General features: G+C 52.9%; 18 protein-coding genes and 1 pseudogene. 8 read left to right on the top strand and 11 right to left on the bottom strand.

The window, feature by feature from the left end; translation table 11 throughout:
* Positions 1-11: 11 nt before the first annotated feature.
* The 3 genes from H7C19_RS09035 to H7C19_RS09025 all read right to left on the bottom strand — a co-directional run bounded on the left by H7C19_RS09035 (position 12) and on the right by H7C19_RS09025 (position 2,923).
* Positions 12-1,157 carry an efflux RND transporter periplasmic adaptor subunit gene (locus tag H7C19_RS09035; protein WP_185142311.1) on the bottom strand — a complete coding sequence of 382 codons (1,146 nt, stop codon included), beginning with the start codon at positions 1,155-1,157 and terminating at the stop codon, positions 12-14.
* A gap of 19 nt (positions 1,158-1,176) precedes the next feature.
* Entirely contained in the window at positions 1,177-1,989 is an 813-nt protein-coding gene (locus H7C19_RS09030) for a carbohydrate ABC transporter permease (RefSeq protein ID WP_246469403.1), read from the bottom strand.
* Positions 1,990-2,056: 67 nt separating this feature from the next.
* Entirely contained in the window at positions 2,057-2,923 is an 867-nt protein-coding gene (locus tag H7C19_RS09025) for a carbohydrate ABC transporter permease (RefSeq protein ID WP_185142309.1), read from the bottom strand.
* A 180-nt stretch (positions 2,924-3,103) separates the two neighbouring features.
* Here H7C19_RS09025 and H7C19_RS09020 point away from each other — a divergent pair, with 180 nt between their 5' ends.
* Positions 3,104-3,817 carry a response regulator transcription factor gene (locus H7C19_RS09020; RefSeq protein WP_185142308.1) on the top strand — a complete coding sequence of 238 codons (714 nt, stop codon included), beginning with the start codon at positions 3,104-3,106 and terminating at the stop codon, positions 3,815-3,817.
* A 1-nt stretch (position 3,818) separates the two neighbouring features.
* On the top strand, positions 3,819-5,207 hold the full coding sequence (locus tag H7C19_RS09015) for a sensor histidine kinase (protein ID WP_185142307.1): 1,389 nt from the start codon (positions 3,819-3,821) through the stop codon (positions 5,205-5,207).
* 220 nt (positions 5,208-5,427) lie between these two features.
* On the opposite strand, the gene H7C19_RS09010 is transcribed toward H7C19_RS09015, so the two are convergent.
* The 8 genes and pseudogenes from H7C19_RS09010 to H7C19_RS34680 form a co-directional block, all read right to left on the bottom strand.
* A complete protein-coding gene (locus H7C19_RS09010; RefSeq protein WP_185142306.1) occupies positions 5,428-6,399 on the bottom strand; it encodes an alpha/beta hydrolase in 972 nt (323 codons plus the stop codon).
* Positions 6,400-6,974: 575 nt separating this feature from the next.
* Positions 6,975-7,646: a response regulator gene (locus H7C19_RS09005; RefSeq protein WP_185142305.1), complete on the bottom strand. Its 672-nt coding sequence runs from the start codon at positions 7,644-7,646 to the stop codon at positions 6,975-6,977.
* Between the two features lie 118 nt (positions 7,647-7,764).
* Complete coding sequence (gene cydC / locus H7C19_RS09000; RefSeq protein WP_185142304.1) at positions 7,765-9,489, bottom strand: thiol reductant ABC exporter subunit CydC; 1,725 nt, start codon at positions 9,487-9,489, stop codon at positions 7,765-7,767.
* Positions 9,486-11,252, bottom strand: coding sequence for a thiol reductant ABC exporter subunit CydD (gene cydD / locus H7C19_RS08995; protein WP_185142303.1), 1,767 nt, complete (start codon positions 11,250-11,252; stop codon positions 9,486-9,488). Before cydD ends, cydC begins: the two co-directional genes overlap by 4 nt.
* Before the next feature lie 42 nt (positions 11,253-11,294).
* Positions 11,295-12,308, bottom strand: a complete 1,014-nt coding sequence (locus H7C19_RS08990) for a cytochrome d ubiquinol oxidase subunit II (protein ID WP_185142302.1) — start codon at positions 12,306-12,308, stop codon at positions 11,295-11,297.
* Positions 12,308-13,672, bottom strand: a complete 1,365-nt coding sequence (locus tag H7C19_RS08985) for a cytochrome ubiquinol oxidase subunit I (RefSeq protein ID WP_185142301.1) — start codon at positions 13,670-13,672, stop codon at positions 12,308-12,310. The genes H7C19_RS08990 and H7C19_RS08985 overlap by 1 nt, the downstream gene beginning before the upstream one ends.
* A gap of 698 nt (positions 13,673-14,370) precedes the next feature.
* Entirely contained in the window at positions 14,371-14,841 is a 471-nt protein-coding gene (locus H7C19_RS08980) for a DinB family protein (RefSeq protein WP_185142300.1), read from the bottom strand.
* 72 nt (positions 14,842-14,913) lie between these two features.
* Positions 14,914-15,018, bottom strand: a pseudogene (locus H7C19_RS34680) (transcriptional regulator); the annotation flags it as partial.
* 1,000 nt (positions 15,019-16,018) lie between these two features.
* Between H7C19_RS34680 and H7C19_RS08970 the strand changes: the two are divergent.
* The 6 genes from H7C19_RS08970 (at position 16,019) to H7C19_RS08945 (ending at position 24,420) form a co-directional block, all read left to right on the top strand.
* A complete protein-coding gene (locus tag H7C19_RS08970; RefSeq protein ID WP_185142299.1) occupies positions 16,019-17,842 on the top strand; it encodes a cache domain-containing sensor histidine kinase in 1,824 nt (607 codons plus the stop codon).
* Positions 17,817-19,427, top strand: a complete 1,611-nt coding sequence (locus tag H7C19_RS08965) for a response regulator transcription factor (RefSeq protein WP_185142298.1) — start codon at positions 17,817-17,819, stop codon at positions 19,425-19,427. Before H7C19_RS08970 ends, H7C19_RS08965 begins: the two co-directional genes overlap by 26 nt.
* A 125-nt stretch (positions 19,428-19,552) precedes the next feature.
* Positions 19,553-21,067 carry an ABC transporter substrate-binding protein gene (locus H7C19_RS08960; RefSeq protein WP_185142297.1) on the top strand — a complete coding sequence of 505 codons (1,515 nt, stop codon included), beginning with the start codon at positions 19,553-19,555 and terminating at the stop codon, positions 21,065-21,067.
* A gap of 90 nt (positions 21,068-21,157) precedes the next feature.
* Positions 21,158-22,039 (top strand): carbohydrate ABC transporter permease, encoded by an 882-nt coding sequence (locus tag H7C19_RS08955; RefSeq protein ID WP_221469124.1) that lies wholly within the window; start codon positions 21,158-21,160, stop codon positions 22,037-22,039.
* A gap of 18 nt (positions 22,040-22,057) precedes the next feature.
* Positions 22,058-22,888: a carbohydrate ABC transporter permease gene (locus H7C19_RS08950; protein ID WP_185142296.1), complete on the top strand. Its 831-nt coding sequence runs from the start codon at positions 22,058-22,060 to the stop codon at positions 22,886-22,888.
* Positions 22,889-23,490: 602 nt separating this feature from the next.
* On the top strand, positions 23,491-24,420 hold the full coding sequence (locus H7C19_RS08945) for a dihydrodipicolinate synthase family protein (RefSeq protein ID WP_185142295.1): 930 nt from the start codon (positions 23,491-23,493) through the stop codon (positions 24,418-24,420).
* Positions 24,421-24,432: the final 12 nt, after the last annotated feature.

Here is a 24,432-nt window from a genome sequence, read left to right as displayed (position 1 = left end):
CAATCATCCTCTCAATTTAATCGAACCCGATTGCCTGCCTGCAGCGGTTCGCTCGACTCCGTCACAATTTCTTCGTCCAGGTAAACGCCTCCGAGCACGACGATCTCCTCGTCGTTCCCGTTCCCTGTCTTCACGTAAGCCTTCTGGACCGTGTACGTGTTGCCGAGCGAGCTTCGCTTCTCGCGAACGACGAATACGTAGCTTCCGGACCCGTCTTTTTTAAGCCACTTTTTGCTGATGACGAGCCCCTGCTCTTTGAACGGCTTCTCCAAGTTAACGCTGGCTGACTCACCTCCTTGCAGACCGTCCCCCGACACGTAGACGACGATCGTTTTTTGAGCCTTGGCGCCTCCGTCCGGATTGCCGTTATCCATGCCCGGTTTGTTTTCAGACCCTCCGCCTCCGCCTCCCTGGGAGGCGTCCTTCATTTCGACGACTGTTCCTTCGATCTGCCGGGGCTTATCTCCATTCACGTTAACCGTCACCTTCTCGTTTTTTCTCATCAAATCAGCGGACTCTTTATCCAACGTGAAGGTGAATTGGAACCCCTCGCCGGTTTTCACCAGCGTCAGCACCGGCTGTCCTTGGGGAACGCTCATGCCTTCCTGGGCTTGCAGATTCGCCACTTTGCCGTTCACAGGCGCTGTCAACGTGCGTTTTTGCGCCAGATTTTTGCGCAGCGTTTCGATTCTCCGCATCGCGATGTCCCGGTCCAGCCGATCCAATTCCAAGTCGCGTTTCGCTTTGCGAATCATCTCCTCGTCTTCTGTTCGCTGGGCGGCCATGAACTGTTCTTGCAGCAGCTCCCGATTCAAATTCCGTTTCTTCAGCTCGTCTTCCGCATCGAGAAGCTGCTGCTGCGCCTCCGTTCCGTCGAACGTCACGAGCACCTGGCCCTTCTTGACTTGGTCCTCATTACGGACGTGCACTTTCGCCACTTTCCAGCCGCTGTCGCTGTTTAACTCGACTTGCTTGCGCGGCGCGATCAGGCCGCTGCCTTCGATGCGATGGGCCAACTTTTTATTTTCGGGCTTCGCCGTCGCCACTTTGGGCAGCAAGGCGGTTTGAAGCGTTTGGCTGAACAACGTCAACCCCGCCAATACGAGGAGGAACGCCACCAATGCCAGGCCGGCCATTCGTTGTCTTCGCAGTGCCATGTAGCCAATCTCCTTTCGCTCAGCCTTTCACGCCGGAAAGCTGGATTCCTTCGATAAAATACCGTTCGGCGCTTAAGAACAGGAGCACCATAGGCATCATATAGACAACCGAGACGGCAAACGAGACGCCGAACTCCTCTTTCTGGAGGCGGGAGAGGAAGACCGAAAGCGGCTGCATCGCGGCGTCCTGCAGAAAAATAAGCGGCTGCTCGACCATGTTCCAATAGTCGACGAACAAGAGCACTAGGAGTGCGGCGATGCCCGGCTTCACCATCGGCAGCGCAACCGATAGGAAGATGCGCAAGTATCCCGCCCCGTCCATTTTGGCCGCTTCGATATAAGCCGAATGGATGTGGAGCATGAATTGCCGCAGCAAAAACACGCCGAAGGCGCCGAACACGCCGGGCAAGATGATGGAGCCGGGGTGATTCAGGAGACCCAGCCGATCGGCCATCAAATAGTTGGGCACGAGCGTCACCTGGAACGGCATCAGCATCGTCATCAAGTAAAGGAAGAACAATCCTTCCCTGCCCGGAAAGACCAGCTTTCCGAACGCGAACGCGGCGAGCGTGGCTACCGACGCTTGTCCGATGATGATGGGAGCCACCAGATATACGGAATTCCAGAACAGGTACAGAAATTTCGGCGTCGCGATCAATACTTTGTTGTATTGCTGGAACGACACCCAGTCGGGAATCCATTTGAGATTGACGAATACGCTTGTGTCGGTTTTGCCTAGCATGCCGTAATTCGCCGCTATTTCCCGCTCCGTCATGAAGGAACTGACGACGGTCAAGACGACGGGCATCAGCAGCAGAACGGCGACGGCCATCAGCAGCAACGAGCGCAACAGCGGTGTGACCCATTCCTTTTTCACGTCATTCCCCTCTTTCTTGCGCTTACTCCATATAAGAGCGGAAAATCCGCTCCGTACGGAACAGGACGAGCACGAGCGCCGTAATGCAAAGCGCCATGAACACCGCCGCGGACGAAACTTTCTGGATATCGAGAGACAAAAACATATTGTTCATGTAATGCTGCATCATATAGATGCGGTCGTGCGGGTAAGCGCCGGCAACGAGATACGTCTCGCGGAACACCTTGAACGAATTCAGCACGGACATGAGCACGACCAGAAACGTCGTCGGCGTCAAATACGTGAGCGTAATTCCGAACAGCTTGCGAACGGAGCCGGCCCCTTCCAGATCGGCGATTTCATAATATGGATCCGGAATGTTCTGCAAGCCGGCCAGGAACAGGATGACGTTGTATCCGATGTTTTTCCATACATAGACCAGCACGATCACAAAGCCGGCCCATTCGGATTTCATCCAGTCGTGGCGGCTATGGCCGAAATGCTGCAAAACGGCGTTTAATGCGCCGTTCCAATCGAAGAGGATCTGCCAGACAAGCACGATGGAAGCGACCGGCACCACAAGCGGCAGGACATAAGCGGTGCGAAGCCAGTTCCGGATGAATACCCGCTGATTCAAGAGCAACGCCAGCATGAGCGATACGGCGACGAGGATCGGCACGCTGATCGCGGTGAACCAGAACGTGTTGGACGCCGCTTTCTGAAACGAGGAACTAAGGAGCAGTTCCTTGTAGTTGGACAACGTGAAGCTTCCGCCAAGACGATCCTGGAACGAGTTCAGGACGCTCTGGCCGAACGGAATGAGATAGAAGACGGAAAATCCGGCCAGGCTCGGAGCCAGAAAACCAAGGGCAGCCAGAAGCTCCCTGCGGGCCAGGCGGTGCAATTTCATGAAGAAACCTCCAATCGAGAGCCGGCAATCGATCTGCGCGGAACGGCTTTGCTTACGTCGAATAGTGTACAAACAAATTCGGGTAGTAAATTTGGAAGAGCTGTGTAAAAAGTGTGGAATCGGGCCGCAGCCGAATCTTTTGTGCTAAAATCGATCTCGTTAAGGTTAGGAGGTTGGAGCATGAAGTCCTATCAAATCGCCGTAGTCGACGACGATGCCCAGATCCGGGAAATCGTGGAGGCTTATTTGAATAAAGAAGGATACCGAACGATGGCGTTGTCGACGGGGGAATCCGCGTTGGAGCTGTGGAAGAACGATCCGCCCGACATGTGGATTCTCGACATCATGCTTCCGGGGATGAACGGCTTCGAGCTGTGCCGGTTATTCCGCAAAGAGGCGGAAGTGCCGATCGTCATGATCTCGGCGCGGGATGAAGAAGTCGACCGCATCCTCGGGATCGAGCTCGGCGGCGACGATTACTTGACGAAGCCGTTCAGCCCGAGGGAATTGGTCGCGCGCGTGAACCGCTTGTTCCATCGGGTCGGCTCGATTCGCCAAGCTATGGAGAATCCCGTCCCTTCGCAGCCCGGACATACGGCGATCGAAGCTGGCGACCTGCGGCTCGTCTTGGAGGAACGGCGCGTATTCTGGCGCGGGGAGGAAGTCGAAATGACGCTGAAGGAATTTAAACTGCTGCAGACGTTGTCCGAACAGCCGAATCGGGCGTTCACGCGGGACGAGCTGCTTACGTTGATTTGGGGAGACAATTATTACGGCAGCGACCGGGCGATCGACGATCTGGTGAAACGGCTGCGGAGAAAAATAAAGGAGCTTCCGGTCGATACCGTCTGGGGACACGGCTATCGGCTGCGAATGGAAAGGACGGGACCCTAAGATGAAAATGATTTATCGGCTTCATCTTTCTTTTGCCTTGCTGCTGCTATGTATTTTGGCGATTACGGCGGTTCTGATTTATCCGCTGCTGCTCGATAATTTGGTGGACAACCAACGGAAAGAGATGCGTGACCAAGCCAGCTTGCTGATGAATCTATCACCGGTCATGCCGTTGCTAGATACGGAGTCGCAGAAACCGGTGCAAGAATCGAATGTGCAGCCCGTCGCCAAGACGATCCCTGCTGCCGGGATCACGAACGCGGTACTGATCGCGCCCGGGGAGAAAGTCGTCTACAGTACCCTGTCCGGCGAAGCAACGACGGAACTGGTGGACTTATCAATGAAAGGCATCCCCAGCTCGGGAGGAATCTGGCAAGGAAAAGACGATCGATATATCGTCGAAACGTTAACGACAAGCCCAAGCATCGAACTGGACGGGCAGGCGGTCACGGCCGTCATGGCAACCCCGCTAAGCAAGATCAAAGCGATGCAGCTCGCCTTGTTTAAACGGTTGATGATCATCCTGTCCGTCGGCGGGATCGTCGCTTTTCTGCTGAGCATGCTCATCACGAGGAGACTCGTCAAACCCCTCGGGGATTTGAAGAAGGAATTGAACAAGGTGGAGAAACGCCGTTTCTCCGAAGTCCGGTTGATTGAAACGGGAGGCGAGATCGGAGATGTCGCGAAGGCCGTCTACGATCTCGCCGGCGAATTGGATAAATACCAGCACACGCAGAAGCAGTTTTTCCAAAATGCCTCACACGAGTTGAAGACGCCGCTCATGTCCATTCAAGGTTACGCCGAGGGCATCAAGGACGGCATCTTTACGGGGGATCATGCCGTTAAAGGTTTGGATACCATCGTCAAGGAATGCGAACGGTTGAAAAAAATCGTGACGGAAATGATTCTTCTCGCCAAGCTGGAAAGCGAAGAAGGCATCTTCCATATGGACCGCGTCCCGGTGCAGGAATTGATCGCGGAGACGTTGGAGCGCATCGATCCGCTGCTCGTCAAGAACGGCTTGCGGGTCGAGATGAACGGATTCGACAACGGCCAAGAGTGGTCGATCTATGCCGACCGCGAGAAAGTACTGCAAGCGCTCATCAACATCCTCGGCAACGCGGCTCGATATGCCAAGGAAACGATTACCATCCAAACTTCTGCCGACGCAGAAGGGATCGACATCGGAATCGCAGACGACGGCGAAGGGATTCCCGAACCGTTATTGCCCCAGCTTTTCCAGCGGTTTGCGAAAGGAAAGAACGGAGAGACGGGGCTCGGCCTCGCCATTTCCCGCGCCATCGTCGAGCGGTGCCGCGGCCGCATTTCGGCCCATAACGATCCGGGCGGCGGCGCGGCGTTCGTTTTGCGTTTTCCAACCCTTTCCTAGCTATACGTTGATAGCCGCGAAGACAACCGGATGCGCTTGCCGCTGAGTCAGCGGCAGCCGGCGGTTCGCGGGCCAGCATGGCCAACAGTAAGCGTATCGTTTCCAAATGAAGAACGGACAACGATGAAGCAAAAACAGCAATTCCCCGGATTAGCTATCTCGGGAATTGCTGTATTAATTTCTTATGTTTTACATGACTCGTATTGGCTCGAAATCCCAATTACTGTAACTCTAGAGCTTTCAGTAAGGCGTATTCGCTTGATTTAGCGCCTTCTTGAGAAAAATGCGCATTCGGAAACATGGGAGCCAAATGGTGATATCCAGGGTATACATGTAATTCAACCAAGACACCATCAAAGACCAGTTGTTTTGCAAATAACAAGGCTTCATCGATGAACAAATCAATGCTGCCTATACTTATATAAGTGGGTGGTAAACCGGCCAGTGATTTTGCACGCGCAGGCACGTAATACTCACTTACCTCTCCCTGACCAGGTTCATGCCCTAATACAGATTTCCAGCCGAAATAATTACTTCGTTTTGTCCAAACAAACTCACCGGCATAGGGATGGTCTGGCGAAATACTCGTACGGTCATCGAGCATTGGGCTACGCAGCCTTAGATGATGGATATCAAATTCCTTCTGATCACGAATGTATAGGGCTAGACCCGCTGCTAAACCACCACCGGCGCTGCTGCCCGCAAGAGCGACTTTCTGAGTATCTATCGCTAATTCCTCGGCATGTTCAATACACCATTTTAGGCCCGAATAACAATCCTGCAATTGACTTGGCTGAACATGTTCTGGCGCTAGGCGGTAATACACGGATACGCAACAAAAACCATGTTGTGCAGCCAGTGACGCATGACTTGAACGATCGCCGACTGGACTACCCAAAACCATTCCGCCACCATGAATCGAATAATATAACGGCATCTTATTATTCTTTGGCTGGCGGGGTTTAATAATTTCTATACGAATATCAGGACCGCCAAAATAACTTGGCACCGCCCTTTCTTCGAATGTGACGGGGAACATCTGCGTTACATCGATTTGTGGCAACATTTTTGATTGATTATTACGTGATTCCATTAGCGTAGCTTCGGAAAGATCGCTTGTTGGTATTAAATCAATTGCACTAATGATCTCCAGATCAATCAGATGTCTGCTTCTGCTTTTTTGTTCGCCCATCGTTACTGTTTCCTCGCTTTCTTGATATCCGCCATTCATTAGTTGTTCGAATGATGATGGATCTAGTATTCCCCGTTTTGAAATAACTTAGAATCATTTTTGACATAAAAAACACTGATGAAGAAATTTCATCAGTGCCGTTTTCTACTTATAATGTGAATAAACAATTCTCTTAATGGTTTCAATTGAGAGAAAATATTCCTTAGCAAGCTGCTCAATACTGCTATTATTGTTAAAAGCATGTCTAATAGCGGCATTTCGATGATCATGCCACCGCCTTCCGCCACTTAAAACTTGGCGATTACCTTGCCCCACTTAGCCTTGATCCGCTCGAACTCGGTTATGCTCGACATCAGATCGGCAATCGACTTTTTTGCGGCAAGAAATCCTGCGACCTCGCCTATCGCGGTTGCGGATCGTACCGCAGTAAAGCCGCGTGTAGGCGACGCATCCTATGACCGGGTTCGACGCCGGGCGGGCGCACCGCTCGATTTGATCCAAGCGCTCCTTCTGCAGGCTAGTAAATTAATTGCAAAGAGGTATTTTCGATCAATCAGTACGGACGAATTTGAAAGTTATTTCTTTTTTTTCGAGCTTACCTTAGACATAAAAATTCCATTATCGGCTGCATAAGTGACAAGCTGAGTACGATTCTTTAATTTCAACTTAAAAAGAATATCATTCAGTATAAGTTTCACTTTATTTTCCGGTATTACTAACCGATCGGCGATTTCTTCGATGTTGAATCCTCTGCACAGATTTCTTAATACTGCCGTTTCCATTACGCTAAGAATGGGTTGTTCTCCATGTGGAATATTCTCAGTAACAAACTGCTTTAAAATTTGATATCCAAGCTCTCTCGGCAGAGTCGCATCCTCGATCAAGAGCGATCTCAGATACTCGTGAAAGGAAGCAGGATGCAACGACTTGAGCAAGTAGCCTTGCGCCCCGCTTTTCAGAGCTTCAAAAAAATGCTCAACGTCAGCGTTTTCCGCTTGCAATACGATTAACATTTGGGGATTCATCTTTTTCATTTCTTGAATGGTCTGCGTACCCTTCATATCGTGCAACTCTATCGCAACAAGCGCAAGCTCCGGCTTTAATGAAGCGGCGAGTGATATCGCATCCCTTCCGCAGTCAGTTTCCGCTACGACCTCGAATAGCGGGTCCAGCTCCAGCAGGTATTTGATCCGCTCTCTATGCTCTTGCGATGATTCTGCAAGCAAAACTCTGTTTATTTGGCTCACCGCTCCACAACTCCTTTATGGAACTTAAACCCTATGCCTGTTGCTATTATCGCGTTTTATGTGTCTAGTCGAATGGCCCGAAGTGGTTATTTTCCTCGAAAAATATGACCATTCCGTGTCAATGGGCTTCGCCGATTAATTGTAACTCAATTTGTTTCATCTGATAAAAATAGCCGTTTTGCTCCATTAACTCTGAATACGATCCCGTTTCGATTACCCTTCCTTGCTCCATGACGACGATTCTGTCCATTCCTTCCAACCCGTTAAGCCGGTGGCAGATCAGTAGAAGCGTATCTTCGGATGCTTGTTCGTATAGGTGTGTCAAAACACGTTGCTCTGTCACATAGTCCAGCGAAGACGTCGGCTCATCCAGCAGCCATAGCTTTCCATTGCGAAGCATGGCCCGCGCCAGGGCCAAGCGCTGTTTTTCGCCATCCGATAAATTTTCTCCCTTTTCGTACACGGGGTCGGTTAATGAAGCGGTCGGCAATTGCACTTTAGCGAGGATATCCAACAGGTCGCCGTCAGAATGGTCCTCACTATCCATGAGCAAGTTTTCCCGGATCGTTCCCCGAAAAAAATGGCTTTGCTGCAGCACGACATTAGCCGTTTTCCAAATGCTCGACTCCTCCAGCTCTTGTACCGATATGCCGCTCAGTCGCAAATCCCCGGCCGTCGGCGTACGCAGCTTGAGCAACAACTCGATCAGCGTGGACTTTCCTGAACCGCTAGGTCCGACAATCGCCGTTTTGGATCCTGGTGGAATTTGCAACGATAAGCTCTTCAACGCTGGCCTCCACTCCCCTTCATATTGAAAGGAAACGCCGGATAGCTCAATAGAAACGGCATGGTCGGTATTCAACGTGCGACTTGGCTGCGCCGGCTGCATGGTGGGAATTAATACTTCTTCCGTCAGTCGCTTGGCTGCATGTTCGCTATCTTGCTTATACGCGGGCAACGTGGCCATCGACGCTGCTTCTTCAAATACGGTTAATGAGGCCATGACAAGCATAGCCAGATATACGCCGGCTAGCGTTCCGTCCGATATCAGATAAGCACCAAGCGCCAACACCCCCCAGGAAATCAGAAACGTGACAAAGGCATGCATCGATTGTCCACGTAGCAGCTGTCCGGCCTCTCGCTGCTGCTCGGCTGCCAATGCAGCAGAAGCTTGGCGAAGTTGCTGTTCCCGCTGCGCAAGCTGCCCATAAACTTTAAGATCCCGGAAACCATACAACACCTCTGTTACTTCCGTAGACAACAGCGCCCGCTGCTTGCGAACATGCCCATTGATTTTCCGATATCCTAGCAATACGATTCCCGGCACGACCAATACGGTTCCCAGCATACCGAGTAGCATCAAGCAAGCCATCCAGAAAGAAAAGGAGGCGGTAGCCAGCATTGTCGTCAAGAACACCATGACTACAATGATCGGCGGATACGCGACGCGTAAAAAATAGTGCTGCAAACTCTCTACATCCCCAACGATTCGAGCAAGCAGATCCCCGCTTCGGTTTTTATTTAAAATGCCTGGCGTTAAAGGAATGAGCTTGGCAAAGAAGGATGATCGCAAACGGCTAAGCATAGAGAATGTCGCTCGGTGGGAATATAAGCGCTCGCCATAACGACTCACCGCTCGAAGCAAACCAAGCAGCTTGACCAACGAAGTAAGTACGATCAGCGTATAAAGCGGAGGTTCAAACACCGTTTGCGAAATCAGATATCCGCTCGTAGAAAAGAGGACCACACCAGCGATGCCGGCGACAAATCCGCCTAAAATGGAAAGAATAATATCCTTGCGCTCCCGAATCATAGCTTGAGACAAAATAGCCAACTCGTTCATCCCGGCACCCCTTTGCGTTGGACATCGACCATCTCTGCATACGCAGGCAGGCGTTTCATAAGCTCGTCGTGATGTCCCGAGCCCGCTAGGACGCCATGGTCCATAAACAAAATGTTGTCCGCATGTCGAATGGTATACAATCGGTGAGCCACCGTAATCATGGTCGCCGATTTTGCCAAGGTTACAATCGAACGTTGCAGGATGCCCTCGGTGTGAAGATCGAGTCCGACGGTCGGCTCATCGAACAAAATAATGGAGGGTCGCTTCAAAAAAGCCCGCGCTAAGGCAAGTCGTTGCTTTTCCCCACCGGAAAGTCCTCTGCCGCCTTCACCGACGGGGGTATCAAATCCCTGCTCCAGTTGGGATACAACCTTCGAAAGGCCCGCGTCCGCAGCCGCCACCTCAATTTCAGCCCTGGAGACCTTCCGTCCGGCACCGATCGCGATATTATCGGCGAAGGTACCTGCAAAAATGTAAGGATGCTGCGTAATGTAGCTAATATGTTCGAACCATATCGTCTCATTCTGATGAGTAAGCGGGATTCCATTCGCCAAAATGGTCCCCGACGCCGGTTTTAGTAATCCAGCAATCAGATGGAGCAAGGTTGTTTTGCCGGATCCGCTATGACCAACAAGGGCAATATGTTCTCCTGGACCAATTGTGATCGAGCCTGCATTCAGCTCAAATGAGTCAGGTGCATACTGAAACCGGACATTGTCCAGTTCAATGGAGGGCGGCATTGGAAACAGCTTCTTCGGGAATGTCCGGAGCCCTACCGGCTGATCTTTCGGATCGTTTCTATCGTTCGTGTCCGCGAGCATGGTTTCAACCTTGCGAATCGCCCCCATACTGGTTCGCCCATTATGAAAAGCTGTGCCCGAACTCTTTAGTAAGCTGTAAAACTCGGGCACGAGCAACAAAACAAAAAAGGCCGTGTGAAACGACATCGATTTGAAGACAAGCAGCTGAATGGCCAGTTCGAGAGCAACAATCCCGATGCTCAGCATCACAATCGATTCCAGCATGAGGGTGTTCGTAAACGCAATCTTCAAAATATCCATTGTGGCATCACGGTATCTTAAGCTACTGCGTTCGATTTCTTGCTGCTGACGGCGGGCCCGTCCGAATATTTTTAACGTAACGAGCCCTTGAAGGGAATCCAGAAATGTACCGGCAAATTCGGCCAACTGCGCATACTTTTCTTCTGATTTATTTTTCGTTTTCAGCCCCACCAAAATCATAAAAATCGGGATAAACGGAGCCGTAACCAGCATGATGATCCCTGAATTGGCATGTTGGGTAAACGTAACGACTAAAATCAGAATGGGGATCATGACCGCTTCCACCATACGCGGCATGTATTGACTGAAATAACGATCCGCCTCATCCACAGCATCCAGCGCCATACTGACCTTTCCCCCCGTTTGCCCTCGAAGAGAGGAAGGCATGGAAGCATGCGTAAAATTCTGAAGCACGGCTGCTCGCATATTTTTTTTGGCGGTTTCCGCCATTTGCAAACCAACTGTCCCGTTCCCATATGACAACAGTGTACGTATCGCCATCACGACCAGTAGGATGCCGAGCAGTAGGGCAACCGATGAAAAAGATGCTCTCTCCACAAAGATCCGCTGGACGGCTTCAGCCAGCAATGCAGCCTGACTTACAATAGCGGCGCCTAGTGCGAGCGAGATGAATGCCAGGTAAATGAGACGTTTGCGTTGGGCGGTCATCTGTATAGCGATCAAGCTTCTTTTCCCCTTCACCCAACTCAACTCCTTTATGATAATAGCCTGCGAGTAATCGGCCTATTTTTTCCCTTTTACGTAATCCGCATCGAACAGGAACAGCTTGAAAACCAAAATAAGGGAAGGAATCAATAGACACATGCCCCCGATAAATACAACAACCAGAGCGAAGCCCATTGAGGATGAGGTGACGCTGCTCTGAATCGTAATGTAGGGATCAAGAATATAGGGATACTGCCCAATCCCGTAAGCGAAAAAGGCACAGAAAAATTGCAGCATGATGCAAACAAATGCTAACCCATAGCGGCGGCCGCGGTATAACAGCCACATCGCAATCATGAAAAAGGCAATAGAAAGCGCAAGTAGCCACCATAAATCCATCATGTTTTGATAATGCCGCTCATTGTGTTGCCCCAAATAGATAAAGGCCGTCAGGGCGATAATAATCGTCGGTGTGCTCCAGAACAGCGCATAGGTCCGCATAAGCTTTAGCGCAGCGTGATCTTCTGCCCGTGTAGCGTAAAACGCCAGAAAACAGGCGCTAATAAACAAGACAGACACAATCGCCAATCCAACGATGCTCCACGACAATGGATTGGTAAATAAAGCCCAGTAATCCAGTGAAACCGTCTGATCCTGCTTCAAGATAAAGCCGCCTTCAGACAGGGCCAGCGTCACGGACAACGAAGCCGGGATCAGCAAACCCGATGCGCCGTACAAAAACAGATAGACGATATTATTTTTGGAACCATAGTTTTCAAATGCATAGAACGACCCGCGAATCGCAAGCAGCACGATCGCAACACTCCCCGGAACAAGCAGCGCCGAGCCATAGTAATAGGCTGTATCCGGAAAAAATCCGATCATGCCGATGTAGAAAAAGACGAAAAATACATTTGTGATCTCCCATACGGGTGACAAATAACGAGAAATCAGACGATTGATGAGGGGGTCCTGCTTGGTCAGGCGGGCATAAAAGGCAAAGAAACCGGCTCCAAAGTCAATGGAGGCTATAATAAGATACCCGTACAAAAACAGCCAAAGTACCGAAATCCCAATCAAATGGTAACTCATCAGGCATGCGCTCCCTTCCCTGTCCTCTTGTCGCCCGCATGCTGCGCCCGCTTCTCCATCTCGGTTTCTGCCGGATTATTGTTGAATAAGCGCCGAAGTACAAGAACGCTAACCATGCCTAAAACGATGTAGAGAAGAAGGAAGAGGAAAAAAAGAATTCTCACGCTTGGCGATGTCGTCGCCGCTTCTTCTACACGCATATATCCTCGTAAAATCCACGGCTGCCGCCCCAACTCGGCGTAAAACCAGCCCAGCTCGACTCCCAAAAATGCGAGCGGCGCGCCTAAAGCAATAATGCGGAGTAGCCATTTGTTGTGCTCATTGCGTTTTTTCCATAATGCAAATAGGAAATACAGAACGGATATGCCCAATAACGCAAACCCGATGCCAGCCATCAAGTCAAAAAAATAATGCACAAGGAGCGGAGGTTGTTCATCCGAAGGAAATTCATTCAGACCTGTTACTTTCGCGTTAAAATTTCCAAAAGCCAGGAAGCTGAGAATCTTCGGCAGGTGAAGTGCGCCTATAATTTGATGCTCGGCATTAAGCCATCCTAATAGAATCAAATCCGCGCCGCTCTCGGTCTCAAAATGCCATTCCGCAGCAGCCAGCTTTTCCGGTTGATGCTCGGCCAAGAACTTGGCGGACACATCTCCTGCTACCGTGTTTAGCAGTCCGAACAACATGACAACGGCCATCATAAGCTTTAGCGCCTTTTTGTGATATCCAGTAACCCCTTTTCTAAGCATCGTAAAGGCCGCAATTCCTGCCAGCAGAGCCGCTCCTGTTAAGTAGGCCGAGCTTAATACATGGAACACTTTGGAGAACGTCGCCGTATTCAGCATCGCTTGCACCGGGTTAACGGCTGTAAATTGTCCGCCTTGCATGGTAAATCCCCCGGGCTGATTCATAAAACCATTCACAGTCGTGATAAAAACAGCGGACATGCCTGCCCCTGCGACAATGGGGATCGTGAGCAGCCAATGAATGTATGGGTTCTTGAACCGATCCCACGTATACAGATAAATGCCTAGAAAGATAGCTTCAAAAAAGAATGCAAACACCTCCATGAATAACGGAAGCGCAATAACGTTCCCCGCCAACTTCATAAAATTCGGCCACACCAATGCCAATTGCAGTGAGATCGCCGTGCCTGTTACGACACCGACCGCGACGGATATAACAAACCCCCGCGCCCACCTCTTAGCCATCAGTGCGTAGTGAGAATCTTGCTTGCGGATGCCAATGAACTCGGCAATCGCGATCATGAGAGGGATACCGACACCAATCGTCGCGAATATCGCATGGAACCCTAGTGTCATTCCTGTCACCAGCTTGCTCCACAGTACCGTATCAATTCCCATTCCTTACTACCTCCCTTCCAAAGCGATTTGTAATTTGAGTTGATTATATCTCTGTCCTTCAGCAGTTCAATCGCGGTCACATCTTCTCCCTTAATCGTTCAAGAATGGAACAATTCTTTCTGACAACTCGATGAATAATGCAATAAAAGCTCGATCGAGCTATTGATCGAGCCTGCTTATCATGATAACTTTATCCGTTTCTTTGTTTCTGCCTCTCTCCCTGTACGGCAGGACGATTGTACTGCCGGGGGATCGAAAGAATGTATCCGCGTCCAAAGATGGTCACCATGAACGTATCTTCCGTAGGCGGTTCAACAATGATGATTAGCCGCGGTCGTCATTAGATTACGAACCATCTTGATCATTCTCTATCGCTCCTTCGTTTTGGGCACAAAAAAGCGAACAAGAAAGCAGACGGATCCCGTCTGCTTCTTGTTCGCCAATTGATACCGATTTAAATCGCTGTGATAGCTTTCTCCTTCGGGTGGACTAATGACCGGCACTGTATGGAACATCAGCGGTAGTATGAGCGCTACGCCCGCAGCTTGAATGACCCGTGCAATCATGAGCAACTCAAATCCCGGGGCAACGGTCGCCACCGCGGCCGAAAAATTCTCTTCTGCCGATCCCCATTTCGTTTGAGTCGATAGCCGCCATTCACCCCCGTTATCGATTCAATCATGCCCGCCTTGAAATCACTAAGGTTTAACGAGGTTCATTTTCGGCGGGATATACCCGAGTTGACTGCCCATTTTTACAATTTGTCCTCTATGATGAAATTCGTGGGTGATGCTGTGCGTAAATAGCCATAATTCGGTTAACTCTGCGCTGCCGCTCTGCCAGGATGCTTGAATGGCAGGATCCCATTTGTTTTTAAATTCATTCAGAAATTCATGAACCAGGGCATCCGTTTTCTTAAAAACTTCACGCATTTCCTGTACATTGCCAACGGATTCTGGTTTTACTTTGGGAAGAAATTTACCAAGTGCACGACTCCCCAACCATACCCGATAACAATCGGCTACATGAGCATGCAGACTGCGAATAGAAACTCCGCCTAAGGTTTCAATTTCTTTAACATAATCTGTGGGGGACAAAGATTCGCAATAACGAAATAATGATTCTCTTGTGCGTTGGATCAAATCATACTGGTTTTCGAATACATCCATCTTCTCGCTCTCCTATTGGTAATATAGATTGTAAAGGTATTAGTTATCCTTAATTGACTTAAAAAAGAAGTGTTGCCGCTCCGCCAACTGCTGTACACCCATTGGCTTTTGGGGAGTCGCTGCAGTAAGAAAAAGCATCGTATGGAGGGCATAATCGGTAGCCTTAGAGAACTTCACTCATCATCACCTTAAACACAGATTTCATGAGTCTACAATAACTATTATATTTTATTGCGTCAAGTCTACAGCATACCTGCGCTAGATACTTTACTTTTCAAGCGTGGTGGAAATGAAGTTGTTACATTCATCGCAGCAAGAAGGAACAAGCTTCTACCCGAATTGGCAGGGGGCCGCTTATTCCTTCACCAGCAAGAAAGTTAAGCAGATCTGACGCTTTGAAAATCCTTTGACCCTATCCGTCTTTTCGGCGGGTCACTACTTTACCACTCGTTCCGGTCTTTCAGAGGCTCCTGCAACGAATTCAGCGGGAGCAGCAGAAAAAACGTGAACTTTACTTGCAAACATGAAATGCGTCGGATTCGTTTTCACGATCTTCGGCACAGTTGTGTTTTAATTTCGGGTACTATTAATATTGGATGATTATGTAAGAGGATCAACATATTTTTGAAGATGATTATAGAACTCATATCGAAGAGGAGGTATCAGTTCAGAGCTGGTCAGACTTATCCTTATCGCATATTCGTGCAGCAGTTCTTTTTGACGTCCTTCCATGAAAGTATGGAAGTCATACCTAGTGAGTTGGGCGAGAATCTGACAAATATATGGAAGAAAATGGCCAAATCTTCTCCATTCATCGCTAATTATAACGCAGCTCTTGAAATTGCAAACAAGAAACAATTCGGCAAAGATGAAATTAGTTTTAAGCAAGTGTATGCTTTAATTACACTTAGAAATAGTCTTGTTCATTATAAACCGTCTTGGATGGACTCTCCTAATAATACTGGTTATCAAAAGACCAATTATGAAGAGCTTTTTCCTGGTCATTTTTCTGGAAGCGCTCGCCGCTCGAAGGTCCGCCGCCGGCGGAGTACTACGACTTGCTGTCTTACGGCTTGCTTGCGCCTATCGAGATTTGGACGATTGCCCGTTAACATGCTAATATTGCGGGGCCGTCGCGGCGCCGAAGCGCCTATCGCATGGAAGGACGGGGAGCGCATTGAAGCGAATATTAGCGTTCAAGCAGAAGCTGGTGCTCACCTATGTCATCTTCATCGTGCTCCCCATGTCCGTGCTCGGCCTGGGCGCCTACCGCCTTTACAGCCAGGCCATGGAAAAAAAGGTAAGCGACTTCGTGCAGCAAGTCGCCGTGAGCACGTCGTCGAATATCGAGATGTACATCCGCGAGCTGGAGCAGTTCACGCTCATGCCCTATTACAATCGCGAGCTGCAGGACATGCTGACTGCCGGCGCGGCAACCGGGGAGCAGTCGGACGAAGATATCAAACTGACGCTGGAGAAAAACTTCAGCTTCTGGCAATCGCAGCGGGGCAGCATCGAAAATATCACTTACTTCAGCAAGCCGGGAGAAGGCGCGAGACGCATCTACAGTCTCAGCTATCTGCTGCCCGGCCTTTCCATCGAGCAAATGCCTTGGTACGACGCCTTCGACGACTCCGACGCGATTGTCGCCACCCTGAGCCTACATCTGCCCGAAGCCAATCAGCTCGTTCAAAACGGAGAGCCGCTTCAGGTTTTTTCCCTGATCCGCAAAATCTATTATTCCTCCACCCTGCTGAAAACCGCCGGTTACTTCCAGGTCGATTTTACGCTGGAGGATATCGAACGCATAATGAGCCGCGTCAACAGCGAAAAAAACGGCTCTTTTTTTGTTCTCGACGCGGACAGGCAGGTCGTCTACGCCGACGATCCGGTGAAGCCCGAGCTGCTGGCGTCCGTCGCCGGACTTCAAGCCGACAGCGCCGTTCCGCAGATGATCGACCTGGACAAACGGAAAACGATCGTCGTGCAGCATCCCGTAGGCAAGATGGGCTGGACCGTCGTGGGCTACGTTCCCGTATCCCGCATCGTGTCCGGCATCGCCTCGGTCCGCAACTCCATGCTGCTGATCGGCATCGTCTGCATCGCGATCGCTTTGGTGGTATCCACCGGCATTTCTTACAGCATGACCAAGCCCATCTATCGCCTGATCTCGCTCATCAAGCGGGTCGAGCGCGAAGATTTTCAGATCGAATACGACAATCCCCCGCGCAACGAGCTCGGACAGCTGATCCGCAGCTTCATCCGCATGAGCCGGCGGCTGGACGAGACGATCCGCCATCTGTACCAGGCGGAGATCGTCCGCAAGGAAAGCGAGCTGCAGGCGCTGCGATCGCAGATCAATCCGCATTTTTTATTCAACACGCTGGAAACGATCAAGATGAGGGCGGAGCTCGATGAAGCCGACGGCACCGTCGACATGATCACGGCGCTCGGCAAGCTTGTCCGATCGTCGCTTCAATCCGGCAGCGACTTCATTACGCTGCAAGAAGAGAAAGACTATTTGATGAATTACTTGTTGATTCAGGAGAATCGCTACGGCGGGCGCTTCGACATTACGGTTCGGGTCGAGGAAGCGCTCCTGTCGAATTATATTCCGAGGCTGCTCGTGCAGCCGCTGATCGAAAACGCGTTCTACCACGGGCTGGAAATGAAGCAGGGCAAAGGCAAGCTGACCGTCAGCATCACTTCGGAGCCCGACGCCGTCAAAGTGCTCGTCGCGGACGACGGCCTGGGCATCCCGATTGACCGCCTGCTGGAGTTGCGGCGCCAGACGGGCGTGGAGACGCTGAGGCCGCAGCACGACGGCGGCAGCATCGGACTGGTCAACGTAGTGGCCCGCATCCAGCTGTATTTCGGCCTTCCTTATGCGATGCGCATCGACAGCCGGCCCGGTCACGGGACGGAGGTCATTCTGCTGCTGCCCCTTATTGCGAGCGAAAGTGAGGTCGAACGCTATGTATCGCGTTATCATCGCGGATGACGAAACCTCGATTCGTCAAGGCATCCGCAAAATTTTGCAGCGCTTCGCGCCGCAGTGGGAGCTCGTTGGCGAAGCCGAGGACGGCGAAGCCGCGATGCGGGAGATCGTACGGCTGCAGCCCGACCTGGTCATCCTCGACTACAGGATGCCCGGACTGACCGGCATCGAATGCTGCGAACGGATTGCAGCGGAGACGCCTCAGATCCACCGGATTTTGCTGACCGCCTATCAGGAGTTTCAGCTCGCCAAGCAGGCGATCGACCATGGCGTTGCGGCGTTCATCACCAAACCGCTCGATCGCGGGGAGCTGCTGCAGACGCTGGACAAGATCGCGCAGGCGATCGACCACGAGCGCAGCGAGCGGGCCAGACTGGACGCCCTGCAGCAGTCGCTCAAAAAAGCCGCGCCGCTGGCCGAAAAGCTGTACTACCAGCATTTCCTCTTCGGCCAGGACGATCAGGAGCTGGCCCAGCTGCTCGTCGAGGCCGGCTATCCGCCGCTGCTCGACCGCGACGGCCACGATCTGATCGTCCTGGCCGTCAGTCCCGACTGGATCGAGCCGCAGCGCTTCCGCCCGTCCGACGAGGAGCTGTTCCGCTATGCGCTGACCAAGTTCGTACAGGAGTGGTGTGCCGACGACGAGCGCTGCTATGTACTGCAGGATCATATCGGCCAGGTCGTCGTCCTGATGAGCCGGACGGCCGGCGATGCCGCTTTTGTCTCCGAAGCCCGCGGCCGGGCCGCAGCGCTGAAGGAGGCGATCGGGCAAAGCTTCGGGCGCGCCGCGACGATCGGCATGAGCGGGCTTTATCCTTTCGCCGCCGCATCCGGCGCCTATCGGGACGCCTCGCTCGCCGTCACCTACCGGCTCGTCTGCGGCGGCGGACAGCTGCTGTCGCTGCCGGAGCTGCGCGCCGACAAACAAATGAATCTGTCATCGGGACCGACGGAGCAGATCGAGCTGTCCCTGGAGCAGCTGCTGCTCGGCAACGGCGAGGAAGCCCTGGCGATTCTCGAACGGCTGACGGGCGCCGACCGGATGATGCCGGTCGAGCTTCGGCGGATGACGACCCATTATTTGCTGCGGCTCGGCGCACAGCTAAGGCTGATGGATCTGGACTTGGCCGCGATCAGCGGCAAGTCGCTGGAGGATTGGCTGCAGGCGGTGGAGACGGCGGTGACGCGCGATTCGCTGATGGGCATGATCGGAACGCTGCTCCGCCAGCTCGCCCATACGATCGCCCAGGAGCAGAGCGAGCAGGACGCCCCGCTACTGCAGCGGGTTCAACAGTACGTCTCGGAATCGCTGGCCGACGGCGTCAGCCTGCAGTCGGTCGCCGACCGCTTCGGCATGAACGCCAGCTACTTCAGCCGCCGCTTCAAATACGAGACGGGTCGTAACTTTGTCGTCTTCCTCAAGGAATGCCGCATGGAGCGGGCCAAGACGCTGATCGAACAGAGCGAGCGCAGCCTCCAGGAGATCAGCGAGCTGATCGGCTATGCCGACCTCAAGCATTTCTACCGTGTCTTCAAGGAGTACACCTCTTACTCACCCACCGAGTACAAGCGGCGGCAGGGCTACTGAGGGCGGCGAGGTAAAAAAATTCATCCGAAAGTAAAATCTCTCCCACTATCGAGCGCGACAGGCCTGAACTAAGATTAAGACAGGAATGATTGCGCTTTCAAAAATAAGTCTCGAGGGGGATGGCCATGATGACGAACAAACTCGCCAAAAGCTCCGCAGCCTTGGTCGCACTGGGTCTCGTGCTCAGCGCATGCGGCGGCAACAACGCCGAGGAAGGACAATCCGCTTCGACGGCGCCGGCAGCGAGCGGCACGGCCGGCAGCGCGACCGGCGAAGCCGGCGGCTGGAAGGGCACGATCACGATGTACGCCCAATCCTACACGCCCAACTCCAAAAATATCGCCGGCCTGAAGCAGCAGACGGGGTTGCAGGACGTCGCCAACGAGTACGAAGCGGCGCACCCCGGCATCAAAATCGAATTCGTCGACGAAGAATTCAAGGACTATACGCAAACCGTGCGGGTAAAGGCCGCCGCCGGCGAGCTGTTCGACGTATTCTGGGGTCAATGGGCGGAATTGAACAATACGTTCCCCAAGGGCATCGCGGAGGACTTGACCCCCTACTTCAGCCAGCCGAACCCGTATATTCCCGGCAAAGCCACCTGGGGCGATGCGATGAACGCCACCGTCGTGAGCGAGACGAAGTCGCCCGAAGGCAAGAGCTACAACATCAACGGCGACTACGTCGCGACCGCGTTTTTCTACAACAAGGATCTGTTCGCGCAAGCGGGCATCTCCCAGCCGCCGAGCAGTTGGTCGGAACTGGTCGAGACGACCAAGAAGCTGAAGGACGCAGGCATCACGGCGATGTCGCAAGCACCGGACTACGACTGGTTCCAGAGGCACTTCCTGTCCGACTTCTACGCCAAGGAGTTCGAGCAGATCGCCGGCTTCGACCAGAGCCCGGGCGTCTCCTCGCTGGATCAGAGCGTCGCCATCGTCAAGGGCATGCTGAACACGTCCGATGAGCGCTTCATGGGCTGGTGGCCGATGTTCAAGACATTGACCGACAACTGGAAGCCGGATTACCTGTCGTCCGATCCCGGCGTCGTCGGCAGCAACGCCCGCAACGACTTCCTGGCCGGCAAAACCGCGATTTTCTACGACGGCAGCTGGCTACCGGAAAACGCCAAGGACGCCAACGTAAGCTTCGAGCTGGGCTCGTTCAACTTCCCGGTGCTGACGCAGGCGGATACGCCGTACACGACCGGCACCGACGTCTCCGGCGCGGTCGGCGGTCCCAACGCAGCCTTTCAGTTCGCCGTCGCGACCAAGCAAGCCAACTCCACGATGAAGGAAGCCGGCAAGCAAGCCGCCGTCATCGACTGGCTACAATTCGTCGGCACGCCGGCGAACGTCGAACGCATCGTCAACGAGCACGGCACCTTCGTACCGACCTGGCCGGATACGAAGCCTGCGGAGAGCATGACCGAGCTCGCCAACCAGGCGTCCAATGAATTGAAGGCGCTCGGCGTCGGCGGCTCCTCGCCGAACATGTCCAAAAATATGCAGCGCATTTTCGGCCTCTACCTGAGCGGCAATATCGATCTCGCCAAAGCCACCTCCGATGTGCAAAAAGAGCTGAACTCGGCGATCAAGGAATACCAATCCAAGAACAGCGTGGATCTGGGAAAATACTAAGGCGCTGAGAGGATGCAAGGAAAAGGGGGCCGCCGCTTCACAGCGCTCCCCTTTTTTCATCCCCGGAAGCCATGAAAGGACGAATGCCGCATGACCGGAAAAGCAAAGCTGAAAACCGCGCTGACCGGATACGCCTTTATACTGCCGACGTTTATCTTCCTGCTCTGGTTTATGTACTATCCGGTCTATCAGGCGCTGATCGGCGCCTTCACCGATTGGGACGGCTTCAATGCGCCGCGCTATATCGGACTGGACAACTTCGTCCGCCTGATCGGCGACGAGGTGCTGCGGCAATCCACGATCAACGCCTTGATCTGGGTCGTCCTGTCGATCGTGCTGGCCGTCGTACCGCCGTTTCTCGTCGCAGAGCTGATCTTCCAGTTGAAGCGCGAGCACGCGCAGTACGTGTACCGGACACTTTTCGTCGTGCCGATCGTCATTCCCGGCATCGTCACCATTCTGCTGTGGCGGTTTTTGTATCAAGGAGACGGCGCCATCAATCAGCTCCTGGAGGCGATCGGACTCGGTTCGCTGCAGCAGCTCTGGCTCGGCAATCCGAATATCGCGCTCTATTCGATCATTCTGATGGGATTCCCGTGGATAAGCGCCTTTAATCTGCTCATCTTCTACTCCGGTCTGCAGAGCATCTCCACCGAGGTGCTGGAGGCCGCCAAGCTGGAGGGCGCGACGGGCTGGAAGCGCGTATGGCGGATCGACATCCCTTCTTCCTTCCCGCAGCTGCGGCTGATCATCATCCTGACCTTGATCGGCAGCCTGCAGAACATTATCCCGCCGCTCATCATGACAAACGGCGGTCCCGGCTACTCCACCTATGTGCCGATTCTGCACATGTACAACGTCTCGACCGTCAACGGCGAGTTCGGGTACGGCATGTCGATCGCACTGATTATGTTTGTCATCATCCTGCTGTTGACCCTGGTCAACATGAAGCTGGTCAAATCCGAATCCTGAGGACAGGAGGTCCAACCGATGCGCGCTCTCCGCCTGCCAGGAGCGGGGCAATTGTTGCTGCTGCTGCTGCTGCTTGTGTTCAACCTGCTGCCCATTTACTTTATCCTCGAAAACTCCGTCAAGACGCCGCTCGAATTCGCATCCAGTACGCTGTCCTTTCCCCAGGCGCTGCAATGGAGCAATTACAGCGTCGCCTGGGAGAAAATCAGCATGTCGTTGTACAATACGTCCATCATCACCGTGGCCAGCGTCGTCGCCATCGTCGCCTTTTCCGCGATGAGCGCTTACTCGTTTTCCAAGCTTCGCTTCCCGCTTAAAAACACGCTGTTTCTGCTGGTATTCGGCCTTCTGCTGATTCCGGGCTTTCTAACGCTGATTCCGCTTTATTTGCAGATCAAAAAGCTGGGTTTAAGCGACAGCTACCTGGCGCTTATCCTTCCCTATATCGCCGGCGGACAGGCGTTCAGCATTTTCGTCCTCAAGACGTTTTTCGAGCAGCTGCCGGACGAGATCTTCGAGGCGGCCCGCATCGACGGCGCGGGTAATATCCGCATCTTCTCGACCATCGTACTGCCGCTCTCCATCCCGATCTGTACCACGGTCGCCATCATCAATATCACCAGTCTGTGGAACGACTACCTGCTGCCTTCGCTGCTGCTGAACCGAGGCCATCAGACGATCACGATGGCGCTCGTCGCGTTTGAAGCCGCCGCCGGCAACTACGGCCTCAGCGACTACGGCGGCATGATGGCCGCCTACCTGATCGCGGCCGTCCCGTTGCTGCTGCTGTTCTCGCTGCTGATGCGCAACTTCGTCGAAGGCATCTCCAGCGGTTCAATTAAGATGTAGCCAGATGCGGCGCCCGGCGGCCGTACCGCTTATCCGCTTATCCGCTTTTCCACTTGTCCGCCGTTTCCGACCGCACATCCGTACGAGCATCCGCCGCCCTGCCTCTAGGCCGGGCGGCGGTCGTTATGCGCGCAGCCTCATTACACAAATTGTGGCGGGAAAAATAAAAGTGCTCTGCAGAGACACGAGACCGCTGCAGAGCATTCGATTGTAAATATGGCGCGGTCGAGAGGACTCGAACCTCCACGGGGGGCTAGCCCACTGGAACCTGAATCGCGCACGCTCCGCTAAAATTTGTCGATGGTAGTGGAGCAGGGCTGATTTGAGTGTTCTCTCCGAGTTCTCTCAAACGTCCGATATTCGTTACTGTTTGCTGTTTACCCGTGAAGCAACGCTTTTGTGCACAAGTACTCCTCGTCGCCGATGAAGAGATTGTCGTTTGACAACCGGAATTGTAGTATGTTCTCATAAATATATCTTTGTTGACATCTATTTAATATTGGTATCATAATGGTTTTGGATAACGAATTTTTTCATGAGGGGAGGAAGACCGGAAGGGAAGAACTGCCGTAATCAAAGCCGAAAAGGAGGGCTGGATCGACATGAACCCGCAACAGTCGGAAGAAATCAGAGGCAACTGGGCGACATTGCTTCTGCCCGTCAACGAAGACGATTCGATCGATTTCGGCAGGTTGCAGGAAGAGATCGACTTCTTGACCGAAATCGGGGTTGACGGCATCTACTCGAACGGAACGGCCGGCGAGTTTTACGCCCAGAACGAAGAAGAGTTCGAGCACATTCAAGACATGCTGGCGAATGCTTGCGAGAAGCGGGGCGTCCCGTTCCAGATCGGGGCAAGCCATATGAGCCCCCAGCTCTCCTTGTCCCGCATCCGGAAAGCGGTTCAGTGGAATCCGAGCGCCATTCAGGTTATCCTGTCCGACTGGTATCCGCTTCGAGACGACGAGGTGATCTCCTGCCTGCAAGTCATGGCGGAAGCGGCAGCTCCGATCGGAATCGTGCTCTACAACCCGCCTCATGCGAAAAGAACGCTGAAACCCGAAATGTTCGCCAAGGTCAAAGCGGCCGTTCCGAACTTCGTCGGCATCAAAGTGCCGGGCGGAGACGAAGAATGGTACCGCGAGATGAGCATCCATGCCCGCGGGGTTTCGGTCTTCGTGCCGGGCCATACCCTTGCGACCGGATATTCGAGAGGCGCTCACGGGGCTTACTCCAACGTCGCCTGCATCCATCCCGGAGCCGCGCAGAAGTGGTACGACTCCATGAAGAATCGCCTGGAAGATGCGCTGGAGCTCGAAGCGCGCATCCAACGATTTTTAACTTCGTACGTCGCCCCGTTCATCACCGAGCACAAGTATTGCAACGCCGCTTGCGATAAGCTCCTGGCGGCGATCGGAGGCTGGGCGCCGGTCGGCACGCGGCTGCGGTGGCCTTATCGTTCCATTCCCGAGACGGAAGCCGAGCGATTGCGGCCGATCGCGAAGGAAATGATTCCCGAATTTTTCGTCTGATGCCGTTCGGCG

Origin of the sequence: Cohnella nanjingensis, from assembly GCF_014212125.1 — a bacterium.
Classification (GTDB): domain Bacteria; phylum Bacillota; class Bacilli; order Paenibacillales; family Paenibacillaceae; genus Cohnella; species Cohnella nanjingensis.
Note: the sequence above shows the minus strand (reverse complement) of the source record. Positions and strands in the feature narration are given on the sequence as shown.

Excerpts from the sequence above, each read along its gene's own strand:
- H7C19_RS09025 (WP_185142309.1), bottom strand. The coding sequence starts at position 2,923 with ATGAAATTGCACCGCCTGGCCCGCAGGGAGCTTCTGGCTGCCCTTGGT.
- H7C19_RS08960 (WP_185142297.1), top strand. The coding sequence starts at position 19,553 with ATGATGACGAACAAACTCGCCAAAAGCTCCGCAGCCTTGGTCGCACTG.
- H7C19_RS08955 (WP_221469124.1), top strand. The coding sequence starts at position 21,158 with ATGACCGGAAAAGCAAAGCTGAAAACCGCGCTGACCGGATACGCCTTT.
- H7C19_RS09035 (WP_185142311.1), bottom strand. The coding sequence starts at position 1,157 with ATGGCACTGCGAAGACAACGAATGGCCGGCCTGGCATTGGTGGCGTTC.
- H7C19_RS08965 (WP_185142298.1), top strand. The coding sequence starts at position 17,817 with ATGTATCGCGTTATCATCGCGGATGACGAAACCTCGATTCGTCAAGGC.
- H7C19_RS08985 (WP_185142301.1), bottom strand. The coding sequence starts at position 13,672 with ATGGGAATTGATACGGTACTGTGGAGCAAGCTGGTGACAGGAATGACA.
- H7C19_RS08990 (WP_185142302.1), bottom strand. The coding sequence starts at position 12,308 with ATGAGTTACCATTTGATTGGGATTTCGGTACTTTGGCTGTTTTTGTAC.
- H7C19_RS09030 (WP_246469403.1), bottom strand. The coding sequence starts at position 1,989 with ATGGCCGTCGCCGTTCTGCTGCTGATGCCCGTCGTCTTGACCGTCGTC.
- H7C19_RS09015 (WP_185142307.1), top strand. The coding sequence starts at position 3,819 with ATGAAAATGATTTATCGGCTTCATCTTTCTTTTGCCTTGCTGCTGCTA.
- cydC (WP_185142304.1), bottom strand. The coding sequence starts at position 9,489 with ATGAACGAGTTGGCTATTTTGTCTCAAGCTATGATTCGGGAGCGCAAG.
- H7C19_RS08950 (WP_185142296.1), top strand. The coding sequence starts at position 22,058 with ATGCGCGCTCTCCGCCTGCCAGGAGCGGGGCAATTGTTGCTGCTGCTG.
- H7C19_RS09010 (WP_185142306.1), bottom strand. The coding sequence starts at position 6,399 with ATGGGCGAACAAAAAAGCAGAAGCAGACATCTGATTGATCTGGAGATC.
- H7C19_RS09020 (WP_185142308.1), top strand. The coding sequence starts at position 3,104 with ATGAAGTCCTATCAAATCGCCGTAGTCGACGACGATGCCCAGATCCGG.
- H7C19_RS08980 (WP_185142300.1), bottom strand. The coding sequence starts at position 14,841 with ATGGATGTATTCGAAAACCAGTATGATTTGATCCAACGCACAAGAGAA.
- H7C19_RS08945 (WP_185142295.1), top strand. The coding sequence starts at position 23,491 with ATGAACCCGCAACAGTCGGAAGAAATCAGAGGCAACTGGGCGACATTG.